12 protein-coding genes are annotated in these 17405 nt (G+C 72.7%); 8 read left to right on the forward strand and 4 right to left on the reverse strand.

Going from position 1 to position 17405, the window contains the following annotated elements:
* Positions 1-132: 132 nt before the first annotated feature.
* Together ACIBK1_RS09165 and ACIBK1_RS09170 are read right to left on the reverse strand one after the other, a co-directional pair.
* Complete coding sequence (locus ACIBK1_RS09165) at positions 133-1062, reverse strand: diacylglycerol/lipid kinase family protein (protein ID WP_030505244.1); 930 nt, start codon at positions 1060-1062, stop codon at positions 133-135.
* Between the two features lie 121 nt (positions 1063-1183).
* Positions 1184-3937, reverse strand: a complete 2754-nt coding sequence (locus tag ACIBK1_RS09170; RefSeq protein ID WP_387069207.1) for an immune inhibitor A domain-containing protein — start codon at positions 3935-3937, stop codon at positions 1184-1186.
* A 197-nt stretch (positions 3938-4134) separates the two neighbouring features.
* Between ACIBK1_RS09170 and ACIBK1_RS09175 the strand changes: the two genes are divergently transcribed.
* The 8 genes from ACIBK1_RS09175 to ACIBK1_RS09210 all read left to right on the forward strand — a co-directional run bounded on the left by ACIBK1_RS09175 (position 4135) and on the right by ACIBK1_RS09210 (position 15722).
* Positions 4135-5475: an FAD-binding oxidoreductase gene (locus ACIBK1_RS09175; protein ID WP_396733614.1), complete on the forward strand. Its 1341-nt coding sequence runs from the start codon at positions 4135-4137 to the stop codon at positions 5473-5475.
* Between the two features lie 50 nt (positions 5476-5525).
* Entirely contained in the window at positions 5526-7487 is a 1962-nt protein-coding gene (locus tag ACIBK1_RS09180) for a serine/threonine-protein kinase (protein WP_396733617.1), read from the forward strand.
* Between the two features lie 185 nt (positions 7488-7672).
* Positions 7673-9271, forward strand: a complete 1599-nt coding sequence (locus ACIBK1_RS09185; RefSeq protein WP_363532774.1) for an acyl-CoA carboxylase subunit beta — start codon at positions 7673-7675, stop codon at positions 9269-9271.
* A gap of 97 nt (positions 9272-9368) precedes the next feature.
* On the forward strand, positions 9369-11756 hold the full coding sequence (locus tag ACIBK1_RS09190) for an ATP-binding protein (protein WP_449566880.1): 2388 nt from the start codon (positions 9369-9371) through the stop codon (positions 11754-11756).
* Positions 11753-12553, forward strand: coding sequence for an enoyl-CoA hydratase-related protein (locus ACIBK1_RS09195; RefSeq protein ID WP_197042365.1), 801 nt, complete (start codon positions 11753-11755; stop codon positions 12551-12553). Before ACIBK1_RS09190 ends, ACIBK1_RS09195 begins: the two co-directional genes overlap by 4 nt.
* Positions 12554-12632: 79 nt before the next feature.
* Positions 12633-14552: an acyclic terpene utilization AtuA family protein gene (locus tag ACIBK1_RS09200; protein WP_396733622.1), complete on the forward strand. Its 1920-nt coding sequence runs from the start codon at positions 12633-12635 to the stop codon at positions 14550-14552.
* 41 nt (positions 14553-14593) lie between these two features.
* Positions 14594-14809, forward strand: a complete 216-nt coding sequence (locus ACIBK1_RS09205; RefSeq protein ID WP_036404419.1) for a hypothetical protein — start codon at positions 14594-14596, stop codon at positions 14807-14809.
* Positions 14810-14876: 67 nt separating this feature from the next.
* Entirely contained in the window at positions 14877-15722 is an 846-nt protein-coding gene (locus ACIBK1_RS09210; protein ID WP_030505252.1) for a helix-turn-helix domain-containing protein, read from the forward strand.
* 261 nt (positions 15723-15983) lie between these two features.
* Here ACIBK1_RS09210 and ACIBK1_RS09215 read toward each other — a convergent pair whose 3' ends face one another.
* Positions 15984-16400, reverse strand: coding sequence for a ferritin-like domain-containing protein (locus tag ACIBK1_RS09215; RefSeq protein WP_030505253.1), 417 nt, complete (start codon positions 16398-16400; stop codon positions 15984-15986).
* A gap of 146 nt (positions 16401-16546) precedes the next feature.
* On the reverse strand, positions 16547-17398 hold the full coding sequence (locus ACIBK1_RS09220; protein ID WP_396733627.1) for a YcnI family protein: 852 nt from the start codon (positions 17396-17398) through the stop codon (positions 16547-16549).
* Between the last annotated feature and the right edge of the window lie 7 nt (positions 17399-17405).

The following is a 17405-nucleotide window of genomic DNA, read 5'->3' on the forward strand; positions in this document are numbered from 1 at the left end:
GGCCAGGTGGATGCATCGCAAGGCCGAGGAGGAGCCCATAGCGGAGCTATGGGCGACGACGAGAACGCAGCGAGGCGCCATTTGGCCGACCGCAGTAGGCTGGAAAGATCACGGGACACGACCTGGTAGGGATCAGGTGTCCTCGAAGCTCTGCGGGACCATCACGCGGACGCCGTTCGGGACGGTCCTGAGCACGAGCGGGGTGCGCAGCCGCACCTCGCCGTCGATGTCGGCCGCCATCGGCGGGTCGGTCTCCAGCAGCATCTCCTGGCCGGTCACGAACGGCCCGCCCGCGAGGCTGGTCCATCTGCCGGTGGTCGCCCGCACGAGGGTCTCCCCGAGCAGGCGCAGCCGCTTGCCGGAGCCGAGCTGGTAGGCCACCAGCTTGCGGTTGTCGATGCTGACGTCCCTGGCGATCTGCCAGCCGCCGTGGAAGCGGCCGTTGGCGATGTTGAGCTGGTGGGTCAGCAGCTCGTGGCGCTTGCCGTCCACGGTGATGTAGGCGCGGAACGGCCGGTGCCTCGGCAGGATCGTCATCGCGGTCAGCGGGTAGGCCGCCCGGCCCAGCATCCGCTTGAGCCACGGCTTGACCGTGCCCGCCACCTCGACCGAGACGCCGAAGCTCGCGAGGTTGGCGAAGGGCCGGTCGCCGCAGATGCCGAGGTCGATGTCGGCCACCTTGCCCTCGGTGAACACGCCGATCGCCCCTGGCAGGTCGAGCGGCAGCCCCAGGCTGCGGGCGAAGTTGTTGGTGGTGCCCAGCGGCAGCACGCCGAGGGCGACGTCGCGGCCCGCCACGTGCCTGACCGAGCTGCTCAGCGTGCCGTCGCCGCCCCCGACGACGAGCAGGTCGGGGCCGGAGTCGAGCGCGCGGGTCAGGATGTCGCGCAGCCGCGAGGGGTCGGTGACGGGGTGGACGCCGGTGAGCCGGAAGTCGCGCTCCTTCAGCAGCCGCAGCACCTCGGCGTAGTGGCGCCGGCCCCGCCGCGACTTGGTGTTCACGACGACGGCGGCCTTCCGCTCCCGGTGGATGGTCTCCGTATGCTCCGCCTTGCTCCGCACGGTCACATGCTAGGGGCCGCCGCGGCCGGGCGCGCGGCCCCGGACGCGAGTGTGCCCGGCTGCCGTCCGGGGCGGACGGCGGCCGGGCACGGGGGCCAGGGGGCTTACACCCCGATGGCGGTTACTTCTTGGCGGGGGTGACCTGGATGATCGCGCCCAGGTTGGCCGGCAGCGGGCTGATCAGCTTGATCTGCACGCCGAGCTGCTTGCCCTCGTCGCCGGGGTTGCCGGTGCCGAGGATCGCACCGCCGATGTCGGTGCCGTACAGCTCCTTGGCGGGGGTGCCGTCCGCGTTGACGATCCTGGTCGAGTACTGCTGGTTGTCCTTGGACGGGACGACCGCAGAGGAGTCACGCTGGCGGTAGTAGAGGCTGCCGTCGCGGACCTCCAGGCCGGGGTACCAGCCCTTGGCGTCCGTGAACGACTTCACCGCGGCCTGCTTGCCGAACGAGGTGCAGTACTCCACGAACGGCTCGCCCTCGATGCACTCCTTGAACGGGTAGGTGCCGACGAAGTTGAACGCCGCGTTGGACGACTGCGGGCGGGACGGCAGGTTCTTCAGCTCCGACGGGTCCTTGTCCGCCGCCGCACCCGTACGGCGCAGCGGGTCGAAGTGCGAGTCCACGACGAGGAGCTCGCCCTTCGGGCCCACCGACGGCAGGTCGAACGTGCGGCCCGAGACGTCGTTGTTGGACACCGAGGTGTCGCGGTACCACACGAGCAGGCCGGGGGCGTTGTACTTGACCTTCTCGACCTTCCAGGCGCCGTCACGCAGCCAGGTCGTGTCGTAGGCGTACTCCAGGCCCTTGTCGAACCCGTCGAAGTTGCGCCACTCGGCGAGGTAGTACTGTGCCGCCTGCTCCTGGCCGGAGTGGATGACCCAGCCGGCGCCGCTGGTGTCGGTGAACGTGCCCGTGGTGGCCGTCCAGCCGTTGGCGCCGCCCTCGACGTCGTCGGTCCAGACCGCGGTGGCGCCGTTGTTCAGCGAGAAGTCGTCGTTGAACCAGCCGCGCTGCACGGACGCCGCGTCCGTGGCGTAGCGCAGGCGGATCTGGACGGACGTGCCCGCGAACGGGGCGAGGTCGACGTACAGGTGGTGCCAGCCGCCGCTCTCACCGGTGAGGCCGTACTTCTTGTTGCCGTAGTCCTTCAGGCGGCCGTTGGGGTCGGTGTAGTCGTCGCCGGTGGTGGCGAGGCTGCCGTCCTCGTTGTAGACCTTCTGCTCGGTCCAGGTGGCGCCGCCGTCGGTGGAGATCTCGAAGAAGCCGAAGTCCCAGTCGGCCTCGATGCCCCAGTCGCTCCACCACCAGAACTTCGCGTCCGCCCCGGCCGGGACGTCGACGGTCCTGCTCAGCTTGTTGTCGGCCCAGTCCTGGTCGCCGTTGGACCACCACAGGTTCGACCCGCTGTGCGGAGTGGACATGATGTTCTGCTTGTCCGGCAGGTTGATCCGGACGCCGTCCTCGGTGCCCTTCGGCGTACGCGAGGTCTGGCCGACCGTCACGAGCTGGTTCTTGCCGCCCGGCTCGATGACCTTCGGGTTGGCCCAGCCGAGCACCCACTTGTCCCACAGGCCCATGTGGGTGGGCAGGGACTGGAAGATCGGCCCGGAGTGCGAGCCGCTCGACATCAGGTCCCAGAAGTCGACGTCGGAGTCGCCGGCGCCGGTGGTGTCGTACAGGTCCGGCAGGCCGAGGTCGTGGCCGTACTCGTGGGCGAACACGCCCACCCCGGCGTCCTCCGGCTGGAGGATGTAGTTGGAGATCTTCACGTTCGTGCCCGGCACCGCGTAGCCGCCGGCCACGTCGCTGGAGTGGGCCCACAGGGAGAGCGTGCCCTCGGCGCCGCCGCCGCTGGACTTGTCCTCACCGGCGTGGATCAGCACGAGGTGGTCGACGACGCCGTCGGGCTCGTCGAAGTTGCCGTCGCCGTCGGCGTCGGAGGTGTCCTCGACGTCGTAGTCGGCCCACGGGAAGTTCGGGTTCGACTTCACGAGCGCGTCGACCGCGTCGACCGCGAGCTGGGCGGCGCCGCGCGGGTTGTCCGGGTGGCCGGTCATGTCCTGCGGGTAGGTGTGGCACTTGCCCGCGCCGTACCACGCCTCCGAGTGCGGGACCTTGAGCCAGCCGACGGCCTCACCGGTGACGGTGTAGGCGCCCTTCGACATCTCCTCGTACATGTTCTTCATGGTGGAGCCGGAGATGTCGATGCCCTTCTTGCCGTCCCGGGGGTCCTTCAGATCCGGGCGGACCCGGGTCGTGATCCCCTTGGAGGTGTAGAGCATGTTGTTGTAGTGAGCCGTGTTGAAGTCGGCCACCCACATGGAGTTGTTGTCCTTGCCCCCACCGCCGGCGGTCGCCGGGTTGGGGATCTTGTTGTGCAGCGGGCCGTTCAGCTTGGTGCCCGGCGGCTCGGTGATGCAGTCGTCGACGTCGTCGATCGTCCTCGGGTGGGACCAGCCGGAGAAGTCGTCGTTGGCCTGGTCGTTGAACTCGACCAGCAGCGTGAGGAGCTTGGCGGTGCGGGTCGTCTTCGCCTTCTTGTAGATGAAGTCGAAGGGGTTCTTCCCGGTCTTGATCGCCTGCTTCTCGTGCTTGGCGAGCACCCGCGCCGCGACCGGGTTGCCGCTCGCGAACTTGTGGTCGATCGCCTGCGCCAGGGCCGCGGTGCGCTTGGCGCCCTTGGCCGGGACCTTCTCATCGATGGTGGTGAAGTCGCCCTGCACGCGCGGCGGCGCGTAGTTGATGTAGTGGTCCTTGGCGGAGGGCTGGTAGCCCGCCGTGGGAGCCGCAGCCGCACCGGCCGCGGCCAGACCTCCTGCCGCCAGCCCGAGCGCGGGCACGATCGCGGCGAGACGCCGGATTCTTCTGGACAACGAGATCCCTTCCCGTCCGGGTTCCCCGGACACCCATGCACGGCGCGCCGGGATGAGCGCGCATGCGGGACCTTAAACGAGGGGGTAAAGGGCGGGTAAAGAGGCATCCGGCATGGTTGTCAAAATGTGATCTGTACCGAAAACCGTTAATAATTCCGGATGACACCCGATACCGAACCGTGCCGTAAAGTCCAGACGTGAACGAGTTGACCTCCGCGCTCGCCGCGGCGCTGCCGGACGGACGAGTCCTCACCGATCCCGACGTCACCGACTCGTACGCCAGGGACCGAACGTTCGTGCAGCCGGGCAGGCCGCTCGGCGTGGTCCTGGCGGAGACGCGCGACGACGTCGTGGCCACGATGCGCTGGGCGAGCGAGCACCGGGTGCCGGTGGTCCCGCGCGGCGCGGGCACCGGGCTCGCCGGCGGGGCGACGGCCGTCGACGGCTGCGTCGTCCTGTCCCTCGCCCGGATGACCGCGATCCGCGAGCTGTCGCCGCAGGACGAGATCGCGGTCGTGGAGCCCGGCGTCATCACCGCCGACCTCGACCGGGCGGCCCGCGAGCACGGCCTGATGTACGCCCCCGACCCCTCGTCGTACGAGATCTCGACCATCGGCGGCAACCTGGCGACCAACGCGGGCGGCCTGAGGTGCGTGAAGTACGGCGTGACCCGCGACTCGGCGCTGGGCCTGGAGGTCGTCTTGGCGGACGGGCGGGTGCTGAACACCGGCCGCCGCACGATGAAGGGCGTGGCCGGATATGACCTGACCGGCCTGTTCGTCGGCTCGGAGGGCACGCTCGGCGTGATCACAGCCGCGACCGTGCGGCTGCGGCGGGCCCCGCGCGAGATGGCGACGGTCGCCGCCGAGTTCACCTCGCTGCGCGACGCCGCGGCGGCCGTGTCGGCGATCGTCGCCGCGGGCTGCCAGCCGTCGATGCTCGAACTGATGGACCGCACGACCCTGCAGGCCATCGACGACTGGAAGAACATCGGGCTGGAGCCGTCCACCAGGGCGATGCTCATCGCCCAGGCCGAGGGCTCGGCGGACGAGATGGCGGACCTGTGCGGGGCCGCGTCGTTCGTCGCGGTGTCGTCCACGCCGGAGGAGGCCGCCGAGCTGATCGGCGTCAGGCGCCTGGCCTACCAGGCCAAGGAGCGTCTGGGCCAGTGCCTGGTGGAGGACGTGTGCGTGCCCCGCTCGGTGCTCCCCGAGATGATCACCGCGATCGAGGAGGCCGCGGCCCGGCACGGCGTGCTGATCGCGACGGTCGCCCACGCGGGGGACGGCAACGTGCACCCGGTGTTCGTCTTCGACCGCGGCCTCGCCGAGCCGCCGGAGGAGGTCTGGGCCGCGGCCGACGAGGTCTTCCGCGCCGCGCTCGACCTGGGCGGCACGCTCACCGGCGAGCACGGTGTCGGCCTGCTGAAGAAGCGCTGGCTCGGCCTGGAGACCGGCCCGGTGGCCGCCGAACTGCACCAGGGCATCAAGCAGGTGTTCGACCCGCTGAACATCCTCAACCCCGGTAAGGCCATCTGACCACTGGTAGCGTTTGGTCCCATTGTCAGGTTGCGTGTTATTCGGGGGCGATGGTGGCGTTAGAGGCTGGGGATCCCGACCGCCTGGGCCCGTTCACGCTCGTCGACCGGCTCGGTGAGGGCGGCCAGGGGATCGTCTTCCTCGGGCGCGGCCCGGCGGGCGAGCAGGTCGCGGTCAAGTTGCTGCACACCCGGCTGACGGCCGATCCCGAGGCGCGGGAGCGGTTCCTGCGCGAGGTCGCGCTGGCGCAGCGGGTCGCGCCCTTCTGCACGGCCCCCGTCCTGTACGCCGACCTCGCGGGCAACCAGCCGTTCATCGTCAGCGAGTTCGTGCCGGGGCCTTCGCTGCGGCAGCTCGTCGACCGGGAGGGGCCGCGCCGGGGCGCCGCACTCGAACGGCTCGCCATCAGCACGGCGACGGCGCTGGCCGCCATCCACCGGGCCGGGATCACCCACCGCGACTTCAAGCCGGCCAACGTCCTGATGGGCCCCGAGGGCCCGGTCGTCATCGACTTCGGGGTGGCCAGGGCGCCCGACTCGCCCCAGTCCACCGCGACCGGCGCGTCCATCGGCACGCCCGCCTACCTGGCCCCCGAGGTGCTCTCCGGCGGCACCGCCGGTGCGTCCGCAGACATGTTCGCCTGGGGCGTCACGATGGCGTTCGCCGCCACCGGCAGGCCCGCCTTCGGCGCGGACTCGATCCCCTCGGTGATCACCCGGATCCTGAACGCGCAGCCCGACCTGGGCGACCTCGCGGCACCCCTGCGGGACATCGTCGCCGCGTGCCTGTCGAAGGACCCCACGCTGCGTCCCTCGGCCGAGGACGTGGTCGCGCGGCTCACCGGACAGCCCACCGTGCCCGTACGGCCCGCCGCCGCCCCGTCGGCGCCGCAGACATCCGGTCCGCAGGTACCCGGCCCACAGGCACCCGGGCCGCACGCGCCCGGACCCTACGCACCGGGCCCACACACACCGGGCCCACACGCAGCGGGGCCGCACACACCGGGGCCGGGGTCGCACGGCGCCGGTCCGGCGCCCGGGCCGCGCGCGCCGGGACCGCACGCACCAGGACCACACGCACCAGGACCGCACGCACCAGGACCGCACACGCCGGGGCCGCACGCGCCCGCTCCGGGGCCGCGGGGCGCCGGAGCATCCACGCCGCCCACACCGCCCGCGCGGCGCGGGCCCGGCGCCGACGGGTCGCGACCGCGGCGGCCGGTGCTGACGTGGACGGCGGCCGGTCTCGGGGTGTCTGTCCTCGCGGCGGCGGCCTTCCTCGTGCCGACGTGGGTGTCCGCCCAGCAGATCTCGTCCGAGGACGCCCTCGGCCCCACCGCGTCGCCCACGATGACGCAGTCCCTGGACGACGAGGTGCCCGTCCCGCAGCCGTCCGAGCTGGTCACCAACCCGGCGCGGCCGAAGGACAGGAAGCCCTCGCCGAATCCCTCGGCACGCCGGCCGAGCGTGTGGCCGAAGCCGGCCGCCTCCCCCGCGCGCACCCGCCAGGCGCGGCCGTCGCCCTCCCACACGGTCCCGCAGCAGGTCAAGCCCACCTACAAGACCACCACGCCGGCGCAGAGCACGCCGGCGCCCGCGAAGACCACCCCGGCTCCGGCGAAGACCACCGCGGCCCCCAAGCCCAGCGCGACGGCCAAGGCCACCCCGACGAAGACCGCGGCGCCCAAGCCCAACCCGTACACCGCCGCCGGCGTGTGCGGCGGCGGCTACGCCGTCGTCGACTCGCACTCCTACGGGCAGGCGACGACGTACCTGCTCTACAACGCGTCCAACGGCTACAACTGCGTGATCACGATGTCGAAGTACGTCGTGCCCGGGAAGATCAAGATGAGCGCGGTGCTGAAGGTCCAGGGCGGGTCGTCGAAGACCGACTCCGGCAGCTACACCACCTACGCCGGGCCGATCCGGCTCGCGGCCAAGAGCAAGTGCGTCATCTGGGGCGGCGGCTACGGCACCGCCGCCTGGAGCAGCGCGTGGTCGCACTGTGGCTGATCCCGGGGCTGCATCCGAAACCACGGCGGCTGATCCCGAAGCCGCCGGGGGTGACCCAGGAGGCGCCGGGACCGATGCCGGGGATTGATCCACACGGGCCGGCCCCGCGGCCGGGCCCGGCTCGTTGACGCGGCGGCGGCTCACCAGGAGGATCATCAGGTGACAGAATTCGGTTCGGTGATGCGATGACGGTGCTCGTGAGCCGGCTGGACACCTCCAGCGGCGAGTACGGCACGCGGCGCGAGGCCATGCTGGCGAAGCTCGCCGAGCTGGAGGCCGAGCACGCCAAGGCCGTCGCGGGAGGCGGGCAGAAGTACGTCGAGCGGCACCGGGAGCGCGGCAAGCTGCTCCCCCGCGAGCGGATCGAGCTGCTCGTCGACCCCGACTCGCCGTTCCTGGAGCTGTCCCCGCTGGCGGCCTGGGGCACCGAGTATCCCGTCGGCGCGAGCGTCGTCACCGGCATCGGGGTGATCGAGGGCGTCGAATGCGTCGTCACCGCCAGCGACCCGACCGTGCGCGGCGGCGCGTCGAACCCGTGGACACTGCGCAAGACCCTGCGCGCCGCCGATATCGCGCTGCGCAACCGCATGCCGTACGTGAACCTGGTGGAGTCGGGCGGCGCGGACCTGCCGTCGCAGAAGGACATCTTCATCCCCGGCGGCCAGGTCTTCCGCGACCTGACCCGGCTGTCAGCCGAGGGGATCCCGACCATCGCACTGGTCTTCGGCAACGCCACCGCGGGCGGCGCGTACGTGCCGGGCCTGAGCGACCACGTCGTCATGGTGCGGGAGCGGGCCAAGGTGTTCCTCGGCGGCCCGCCCCTGGTGAAGATGGCCACCGGCGAGGAGTCCGACGACGAGTCGCTGGGCGGCGCGGAGATGCACGCGCGGGCCTCCGGGCTGGCCGACCACCTGGCCGCCGACGAGTACGACGCGCTGCGGATCGGCCGTCGCATCGTGCGGCGGCTCAACTGGCGCAAAGGCGGGAACGTTCCCGCGTCCGGCTACGCCGCTCCGCTGCACGACGAGGACGAGCTGCTGGGGATCGTGCCGGAGGACCTGAAGGTCCCCTTCGACCCCCGCGAGGTCCTGGCCCGGGTGGTGGACGGCAGCGACTTCGACGAGTTCAAGCCGCTCTACGGGCCGAGCCTGGTCACCGGGTGGGCGAGCGTCCACGGCCACCCGGTCGGGGTCCTCGCCAACGCCAGCGGCGTGCTGTTCGGCGCGGAGTCCCAGAAGGCCGCCCAGTTCATCCAGCTCGCGAACCAGTCGCGCACACCGCTGGTCTTCCTGCAGAACACCACGGGGTACATGGTCGGCAGGGACTACGAGCAGAGCGGCATCATCAAGCACGGCGCGCTGATGATCAACGCGGTGGCCAACTCGACCGTGCCGCACATCACGATCGTCATGGGTGCCTCCTACGGCGCGGGCAACTACGGCATGTGCGGGCGGGCCTACGACCCCCGCTTCCTGTTCAGCTGGCCGAGCGCGAAGTCGGCCGTCATGGGCCCGGCCCAGCTCGCGGGCGTCATGTCGATCGTGGGCCGGGCCGCCGCCCAGGCGCGGGGGCAGGCCTACGACGAGGAGGCCGACGCGGCGATGCGTGCCGCGGTCGAGGCGCAGATCGAGTCGGAGTCGGCGGCGTTCTTCCTGTCCGGCCGGCTGTACGACGACGGGGTCATCGACCCCCGCGACACCCGTACGGTGCTCGGGCTGTGCCTGTCGGCGGTGGCGGGAGCACCGGACGCCGGCCGGGCCGGCTACGGCGTCTTCCGGATGTGACCGGCATGCTCAACGGCACCACGCTCAACGGCACCATGCTCAACGGCACCGTTCTTACCGGCAGCGGGCTCACGCGGATCGACGGGGGTGAGGGGTCATGATCGGGCGACTGCTGGTCGCGAACCGCGGGGAGATCGCCCGCCGGGTCTTCCGCACCTGCCGCGAACTGGGAATCGAGACCGTCGCCGTCTTCACCGACGCCGACGCGTCCGCCCCGCACACCGCCGAGGCCGACCAGGCCGTACGGCTGGGCGCCCCCCTGGCGTACCTCGACCCGGAGCGGATCGTCGAGGCGGCCCGCAGGTCGGGCGCCGACGCGGTCCATCCCGGATACGGCTTCCTGTCGGAGAACGCCGGCTTCGCCCGCGCCGTGCTGGAGGCAGGGCTGACCTGGATCGGCCCCTCCCCCGAGGCCGTCGCCGCAATGGGCAAGAAGATCGAGGCGAAGGCGCTGATGGCGGAGGCCGGCGTGCCGGTCCTGCCGACCGTCCCGCTGTCCCCGGACAGCCCGGTGGAGATGACGGCTCCGCTGCTGGTCAAGGCGTCGGCGGGCGGCGGCGGGCGCGGCATGCGGGTGGTGCGCGATCCGGCCGATCTCGCCGGGGCCGTCGAGTCGGCCCGGCGGGAGGCGCTGTCGGCCTTCGGCGACGGCACGCTGTTCGCCGAGCCCCTGCTGGAGGGTGCCCGCCACATCGAGGTGCAGATCCTCGCCGACGCCCACGGCACGGTCTGGGCGCTCGGCGAGCGCGAGTGCTCGATCCAGCGCCGCCACCAGAAGGTGATCGAGGAGGCTCCCTCCCCAGCGGTCACTCCCGAACTGCGCCGCGAGCTGAGCGAGGCGGCGATCCGCGCCGCACGTGCGATCGGCTACCAGGGCGCGGGCACCGTCGAGTTCCTGCTGTCGGACGAGGGCTTCTTCTTCCTGGAGATGAACACCCGCCTCCAGGTGGAGCACCCGGTCACCGAGTGCGTCTACGGGGTCGACCTGGTCCGGCTGCAGATCGAGGTGGCCGAGGGCGCCCACCTCGCCGCACTGCCGCCGAGCCCGGTCGGTCACGCGATCGAGGCCCGCCTGTACGCGGAGGACTCCGAGGGCCGCCCGCAGAGCGGCGTGCTGCGTCGTTTCGAGATCCCCGGCGTGGACGGCGAGTTCGGGCTCGGGGCACGGCTGCGGCTCGACTCGGGAGTGATGCCCGGCACCGAGGTGGGCGTCCACTACGACCCGATGCTCGCCAAGGTCGTCTCGTACGGCCGGGACCGGGCGGAGGCGGCCCGGCGGCTGGCGGACGCGCTCGCGCGGGCGCGCATCCACGGGCTGATGACCAATCGCGACCTGCTCGTGGGAGTGCTGCGGCACCCGGACTTCCTGTCCGGGGCGCTCGACACCGGCTTCCTCGACCGGCATCCCGTGCCGGCCCCGCTCGCCGGTCCCGAGGCCGTACGGCTGTCCGCGCTCGCGGCGGCGCTCGCCGGGGCGGCGGCCGGCCGCGCCGCCGCCCGCCGCCACGGCGTGCTGGGCGGGCTGCCGAGCGGCTGGCGCAATGTGCCGTCCCAGCCGCAGCGCACGGCGTTCGGCACCGAGGACGGCGGACGCGTGGAGGTCGCCTACCGGCTGACCAGGGACGGGCTGCGAGCCGAGGGCTTCGAGGACGTCACGCTCGTGGCCGCGGAACCCGGCCGGGTGGTGCTGGAGACGGCGGGCCTGCGGCACACCTTCGAGGTGGCCGCCTACCCCGAGGTTCGCCCCGGCGTGGTGCATGTCGACTCCCCACTCGGTCCGGTGCGGCTCACCACGGTCGAGCGGCTGCCCGAACCGGCCGCGCGCGTGACGCCGGGGGCACTGCCCGCCCCGATGCCGGGTACGGTCCTGCGTGTCGAGGTCAAGCCCGGTGACGTGGTCGAGGCCGGGCAGCCGGTGGTCGTGCTGGAGGCGATGAAGATGGAGCACCTGATCGTGTCCCCCGCCTCGGGCACGGTGGCCGCGCTGCACGTGACGCCGGGCACGCAGGTCGAGGCGGGCGTGCCGCTCGCCGTGATCGAGCCGTCGCCGCCGCGGGAACCGGACGGCGGCCCGCAGACGGAGGGGACCGCGGCGGAGCCGGACACGGCGGCCACCACGGCAACCGGCCCGATGAACGGCACAGCGACCGGCGCGGAAGGCTTCCCGGAGACGCGACCGGACGCCAGCTCCGCGACGGGCGCGCCGCCGGTGACGGACACCCTCGGACATCCGGCAACGGACACCGTCGGACATCCGGGTACGGACACCGGCCCGCACCCGGGTCTGGAGACGGGCGTTCCCCCCGGCGCCGAGACGGGCGCGGATCCGGGCACGCGGGGCGGCGCAGAGACCGGCGCAGCAATCGGCACAGAGATCGCCGCACAGACCGGCACAGCGACCGGCAGCGAGCTGGGCCCGGAGGCCGGCCCGGAGATCGGCGGTCAGACGGGCGCGGATCGGGGCGGGGAGGCGACGCAGCCGTGAGCGAACCCCAGGACGTGCTGGTACGCCGCGAGCAGGCGGGCGGCGTGGGCACGATCACGCTCGACTCGCCGCACAACCGCAACGCCCTGTCGTCCCGGCTGCTGCGGCAGCTCGACGATGCCCTGTCATGGGCGCTGGACGAGCCCGCCGTACGGGTGATCGTGCTGACCGGCGCGGGACCGGTGTTCTGCGCGGGCGCCGACCTGAAGGAGCAGCGCGGCGGAGGGGCGCCGGTCACCGCGTCGTTCCCCGACATCATGCTGCGGATCTGGGAGAGCCCGAAGCCGGTCGTGTGCCGCCTGAACGGCACGGCGCGAGCGGGCGGCCTCGGCCTGGTGGCGGCCTGCGACTTCGCCGTCGCCCCGGCGACCGCGTCGTTCGCCTTCACCGAGGTGCGGCTCGGGGTGGTCCCCGCCATGATCGCGGTCACCTGCCTGCGCCGCCTGGAGCCCCGGGCCGCGGCGGAGTATTTCCTCACCGGCGAGGTCTTCTCCGCCGAACGCGCGGTGGAGATCGGCCTGCTGACCCGGGCCGTCCCGGAGGAGGACCTGGACGCGACCGTGGCGCACTACACCGGCATGCTGCTGCGCGGCGGCCCGGAGGCGCTGGCGATCACCAAGCGGCTCGTGCGGGAGGTGCCGCAACTGCCCGTCGAGGAGGGGTTCCGCGCGATGGCCGCGCTGTCGGCCGAGCGCTTCACCTCGGAGGAGGGGCAGGAGGGCATCCGGGCCTTCGCCGAGAAGCGGCCCGCCGCCTGGGTGCCCGCCGAGGCGCCGGTCGCGGAAGCCGGGCGATGACACCGGAGGCCGGGCCCAGGACGCCGGAGGCCGGGCTCATCACGGCGCAGGCCGGGCCTATGACACCGGAGGCCGGGCGATGACGGCGGAGGCCGGCCTTGTCCCGGCGCAGGCCGGGCGGCCGGGACCGATCCGGGTCGCGAACTGCGGCGGCTTCTACGGCGACCGGCTGTCGGCCGCCGAGGAGATGGTCGAGGGCGGGCCGATCGACGTGCTGACGGGCGACTGGCTGGCCGAGCTCACCATGTCGATCCTCGCCGGCAACCGGCTCAAGGGCCGCCCCGGCTACGCGCGCACGTTCCTGACCCAGATGGAGCAGGTCCTCGGCACCTGCCTCGACCGCGGCATCAGAGTCGTCGCCAACGCGGGCGGCCTCGATCCGGCCGGGTGCGCGGAGGCGGTCTCCGCCCTGGCCGAGCGGCTCGGGCTGCGCGCGGCCGTCGCCCACGTCACCGGCGACGACCTCATGCCGCTCGCCGGACCGCCGGTCAACGCGGACACCGGTGAGACCCTGCGGGCGACCCCGCTGACCGCCAACGCCTACCTCGGCGGCCGGCCGATCGCCGTGGCGCTGGAGCACGGCGCGGACGTCGTCGTGACCGGTCGGGTCACCGACGCGGCGCTGGTCACCGGGCCCGGCATGTGGTGGTTCGGCTGGGACCCCGATGACCTCGACCCGCTGGCCGGCTCCGTCGTCGCCGGGCATGTGATCGAGTGCGGCTGCCAGGCGACCGGCGGCAACTACGCCTTCTTCGAGGAGGTGCCGGACCTCGCCCACTGCGGCTTCCCCATCGCCGAGCTGTACGCCGACGGGTCGAGCGTGATCACCAAGCACCGCGGTACCGGCGGGCTGGTCTCGACCGGAACCGTGACCGCGCAACTGCTGTACGAGATCGCCTCGCCCCGCTACCTCGGGCCCGACGTGACCGCCAGGTTCGACACCATCCGGCTGGAGCAGGAGGGCCCCGACCGGGTCAGGATCACGGGCGTGCGCGGCGAACCCCCGCCGGACACGCTGAAGGTCGCCGTCACCTACCTCGGCGGCTACCGCAACACGATGACGCTCGTGCTGACCGGCCTCGACATCGCGGCCAAGTCACGGATCGCGCAGGAGGCGATCTGGGCGCGCGTCCCCCGGGAGTCGTTCGAGCAGGTCCACGTGGAGCTGACCCCCCTCGGCGCGGACGGCGGATCCGGCTCCCCGAGCCCCTCGCACACGGGCACCGCGCATATGGACGCCGGGCACACGGACGCTGGGCACACGGGCACCGGGCACACGGGCGGCGGGCACACGGGCGGCGGGCACACGGGCGGCGGCCGCGGGGAGGCGAACCGCCGCGACGACGCCGGGACCGCGTTGCTGCGGATCACGGTCATGGACCCCGATCCTCGCAGGGCCGGGCGGGCGTTCTCCTCCGCCGTGGTGGAGACCGGCCTGGCGAGCTACCCCGGCTTCTACGGCCTGACGCCGCCCGGTGACGCCTCCCCCTACGGGGTCTACTGGCCCTCGTCGGTCAACGCGCGGGCCGTGCTCCCGGTGGTGACCGTGAACGGAATCCGCGTCGAGGTGCCACACACCCCGCCGTCCGGTCCGCTGCTGGGCGAGCAGGCGGGCGGACCGCCGCCCGGCGGCGCGGCCGACGCCGCGATCCCGCCGTACGCCGGGGATGTCGCGGCCGGGCAGGTCGCGCCGCTCGGAACGGTCGCCGGCGCCCGCTCGGGCGACAAGGGCGGCGACGCCAACCTCGGCGTCTGGGTGCGCGACCCCGCACGCTATCCGTGGCTCGCGGCGTTCCTGACCGTGGACCGGCTCAGGGAACTGCTGCCGGAGGTCGGCGACCTGCCGATCGACCGGTTCGCGTTGCCGAACCTGCACGCGCTGAACTTCGTCGTCCATGGGCTCCTGGGCCGGGGCGTGGCGGCGAGCCCGCTCCTCGACGCCCAGGCGAAGGCGCTCGGCGAGCGACTTCGCGCCGTGTGCGTGCCCATTCCCCGATGACTAGGATTGCGCCCGATCGCCGCCAATCGAGAGACAAGAACATGCGATTGCGCTTTCTCGGCTCCACGTCGGAGGCGGGGGCCTGCCCCTCCCTCTACGAGACCGACCGCGGCACGTTGGTCGTCCAGGGCCTGGAGGTCGTGGACCGCGAGGCCCGCGCCGACCTGCGCCATGTGCTCGACGGGGAGACCGCGGTCGAGGTGCCGAGGGAACTCCTCGTCGAGATCGCCCGGCGGGCCCTGCCCGATCACCATTGAGCGCCCCCCTCTGGCATGATCCGGCGTGCCGGGTCTACCTTGAACCGCACCACGGCCGGAGGTGGGCATGAGCGGTTTCCATCAGGCCCGCATGGACCTGGGAGCCCAGCTACGCCGGTTGCGGGAGAACGCCCGCCTGTCCGGAAAGGACCTCGCCGAGCGGCTGCGCTGGCAGCCGTCGAAGGTCTCGCGCATCGAGAACGCCCGCCAGACCGCCACCGAAGACGACGTGGCCGCGTGGGGGAAGGCCGTGGAGGCCGACCCGCAGGCCATCGACGGCCTGATCCGGCAGGCGGCCGGACTGCTGGAGCGGCACGACACCTGGCGGCAGCGGAACAGGAACGGCCTCGCCGCGCTGCAGCAGGACGTCCGCGACCTGGAGACGCGCACCCGGCTGTTCCGGGCCTTCGAGCCGGGCGTGGTGATCGGCCTGCTGCAGACCACCGAGTACGCCAGGCACATCTTCGGCAAGGTCAGGCGGGTGTACGAGTCCACCGACGACGTGGACGACGCGATCCGCGTCCGCATGCGGCGCCAGGAGATCCTGTACGACCCGGCACGGCGGTTCCGGTTCGTCATGCCGGAGGCGGTGCTGCGTTACCGGCTCGCGCCCCCTGACGTGATGCGCGGCCAGCTCGACCGGCTGATCGCGGTGACCACGCTGCCGAACGTGGAGTTCGGGCTGCTGCCGTTCGAGGCGCAGTTGCCGTCCGCGCTGATGAACTCGTTCTGGATCTACGACGACTGCCTGGTCGGGGTGGCGACCAGGACCCGGGACCTGCTGCTCCGCGACGTCGAGGACGTCGCCTTCTACGCGGAGGCGTTCGAGGAGCTCTGTGAGGTGGCGGCCTTCCACGACGACGCGAGGGCGCTGATCGTGCGCGCCCTCGACGACTACGCCCGGCCGCGCTGACCCCTGCCGCCCTGCTGCCTCGGCCCGGCCGCCCTGACCCGGCCGCCCTGACCCGGCCGCCCTGACCCGGCCGCCCTGACCCGGCTGCCCTGACCCGGCTGCCCTGGCCCGGCTGCCCTGGCCCGGCTGCCCTGACCCGGCTGCCCTGACCCGGCCGCGCTGGCCGGCTGGTCGCGCTGGTCGTCCCCGGCGCCCGGATGCGGGACTCGCGGCCCGGCCCCGGCCACGCCGTCCCGCCTCACTCCACGCGCGGCCGCCCGGTCACTTTCCCAGCGCGGTCTGCAGGTCCATGACGTGGTCCTGCGTCTGCTGCAGCAGCGGGCGCAGCGCCTCGGCCACGTCGCTCAGGCCGAGCTCCTGGGCCTGTTCCACGCGCTCGCGGTAGCGGCGCAGCTGCTCCTGCTCCAGCTCCAGGTCGAGCCGGAGGGCGTCGGCGCCGTCGGTCGCCACCGGCACCTCGGGAACGCGGACGCTCGGGACGCCACCCAGGAAGTCGATCTGCTCGGCCAGCGTGCTCGCGTGGTCGAGTTCCTGGCCGAGGTGCTGCCTGAGCTCCTCGATGATCGACAGATACTCCGCGCCCTTGATGGTGGCCGTGTGCTGCACGTACTGCACGATCGAGCGGTACTCGCTCTCCAGGTCCTCGTTGAGCAGGGCGATGAAGCCCTCCGTGTCCATGGGAGTCCTTTCGTCGGTCGGAAGGCCCATCACGTACCCGCCGAGGGCGGCGCCGAACGCCGTCAGCCCTGCGTGCCGTGCGCCTTCACCAGGCGGTGACGGCCGGGGGGCCGGCTCGGCGCCGCTCGTCCGGACGGGCCGTCCGCCTATCCCGTCCGGCGCCACCTCAGGGCCAGCGCCGCCGCGCACCCCAGGCAGATCACCAGCGAGGCCGCGGACAGCCCGATCGCCCACGCGACCCCCGTGTCCGTGCCGGACTCCGACACGACGGCCGCCGATCCGGCGGCCGATCCGGCGGCCGATCCGGCGGCCGGGGCCGGGCCGGGCACGGCGGCCCCCTTGGCCGTGAGCCCTAGCACCGGCGCGGGCCGCTCCGGCTCCTCGTCTCCACCGCTCTGCTCCCCGTCCCCGCCGCTCTGCTCCCCGTCCCCGTCGCTCTGCTCCTGGATCCAGCGCACCACTTCGCCGTCGCTGTAGTGCTGGAGCGTCTTGAACGTCAGCCGGTCGGTCTCCGGCAGCGGCCCGGCGCTCACCGAGAACTCGTCGTACTCACCCGGTTTGATGCCCGAGTCCTCGCCCGACGCGGTCCAGGTGATCTTCGAGGCGACCTCGCCGATCTTCGCGCCGTGCGACTCGATGGGCGTGGCCAGGGTGGTCTTCTCGATCGCGTACGACCAGCCGGGGTGCGGCTTCACCGAGACCGAGGCCAGGGGGAAGTCGACCGGGAGCTGCACCTCGATCTTGGTGGTGCTCGCGTCGTCACGCTCGTTGGGGACCCTGAATGTCAGCGCGGCGTAGCCGCCCTGGACGGCCGTGTCCGCGGTGACCTTCACATGCGCGAACGCGGCCGCCGGCAGGACGGCGACCAGGCACGCCGCCACGGCCGCGACCACCAGCCCGCGTGCCGCGCGGCGCAGCGCGCGCACCGTGCGGGGCGTACGGGGCGTACGGGACGCCCTGCGGCGCACGGCTCCGGCCTGCCCGGGGCGTGCCGGCACAGCCGCC

The sequence above is a fragment of the Microbispora rosea genome (assembly GCF_044460045.1).
GTDB lineage: Bacteria > Actinomycetota > Actinomycetes > Streptosporangiales > Streptosporangiaceae > Microbispora > Microbispora rosea.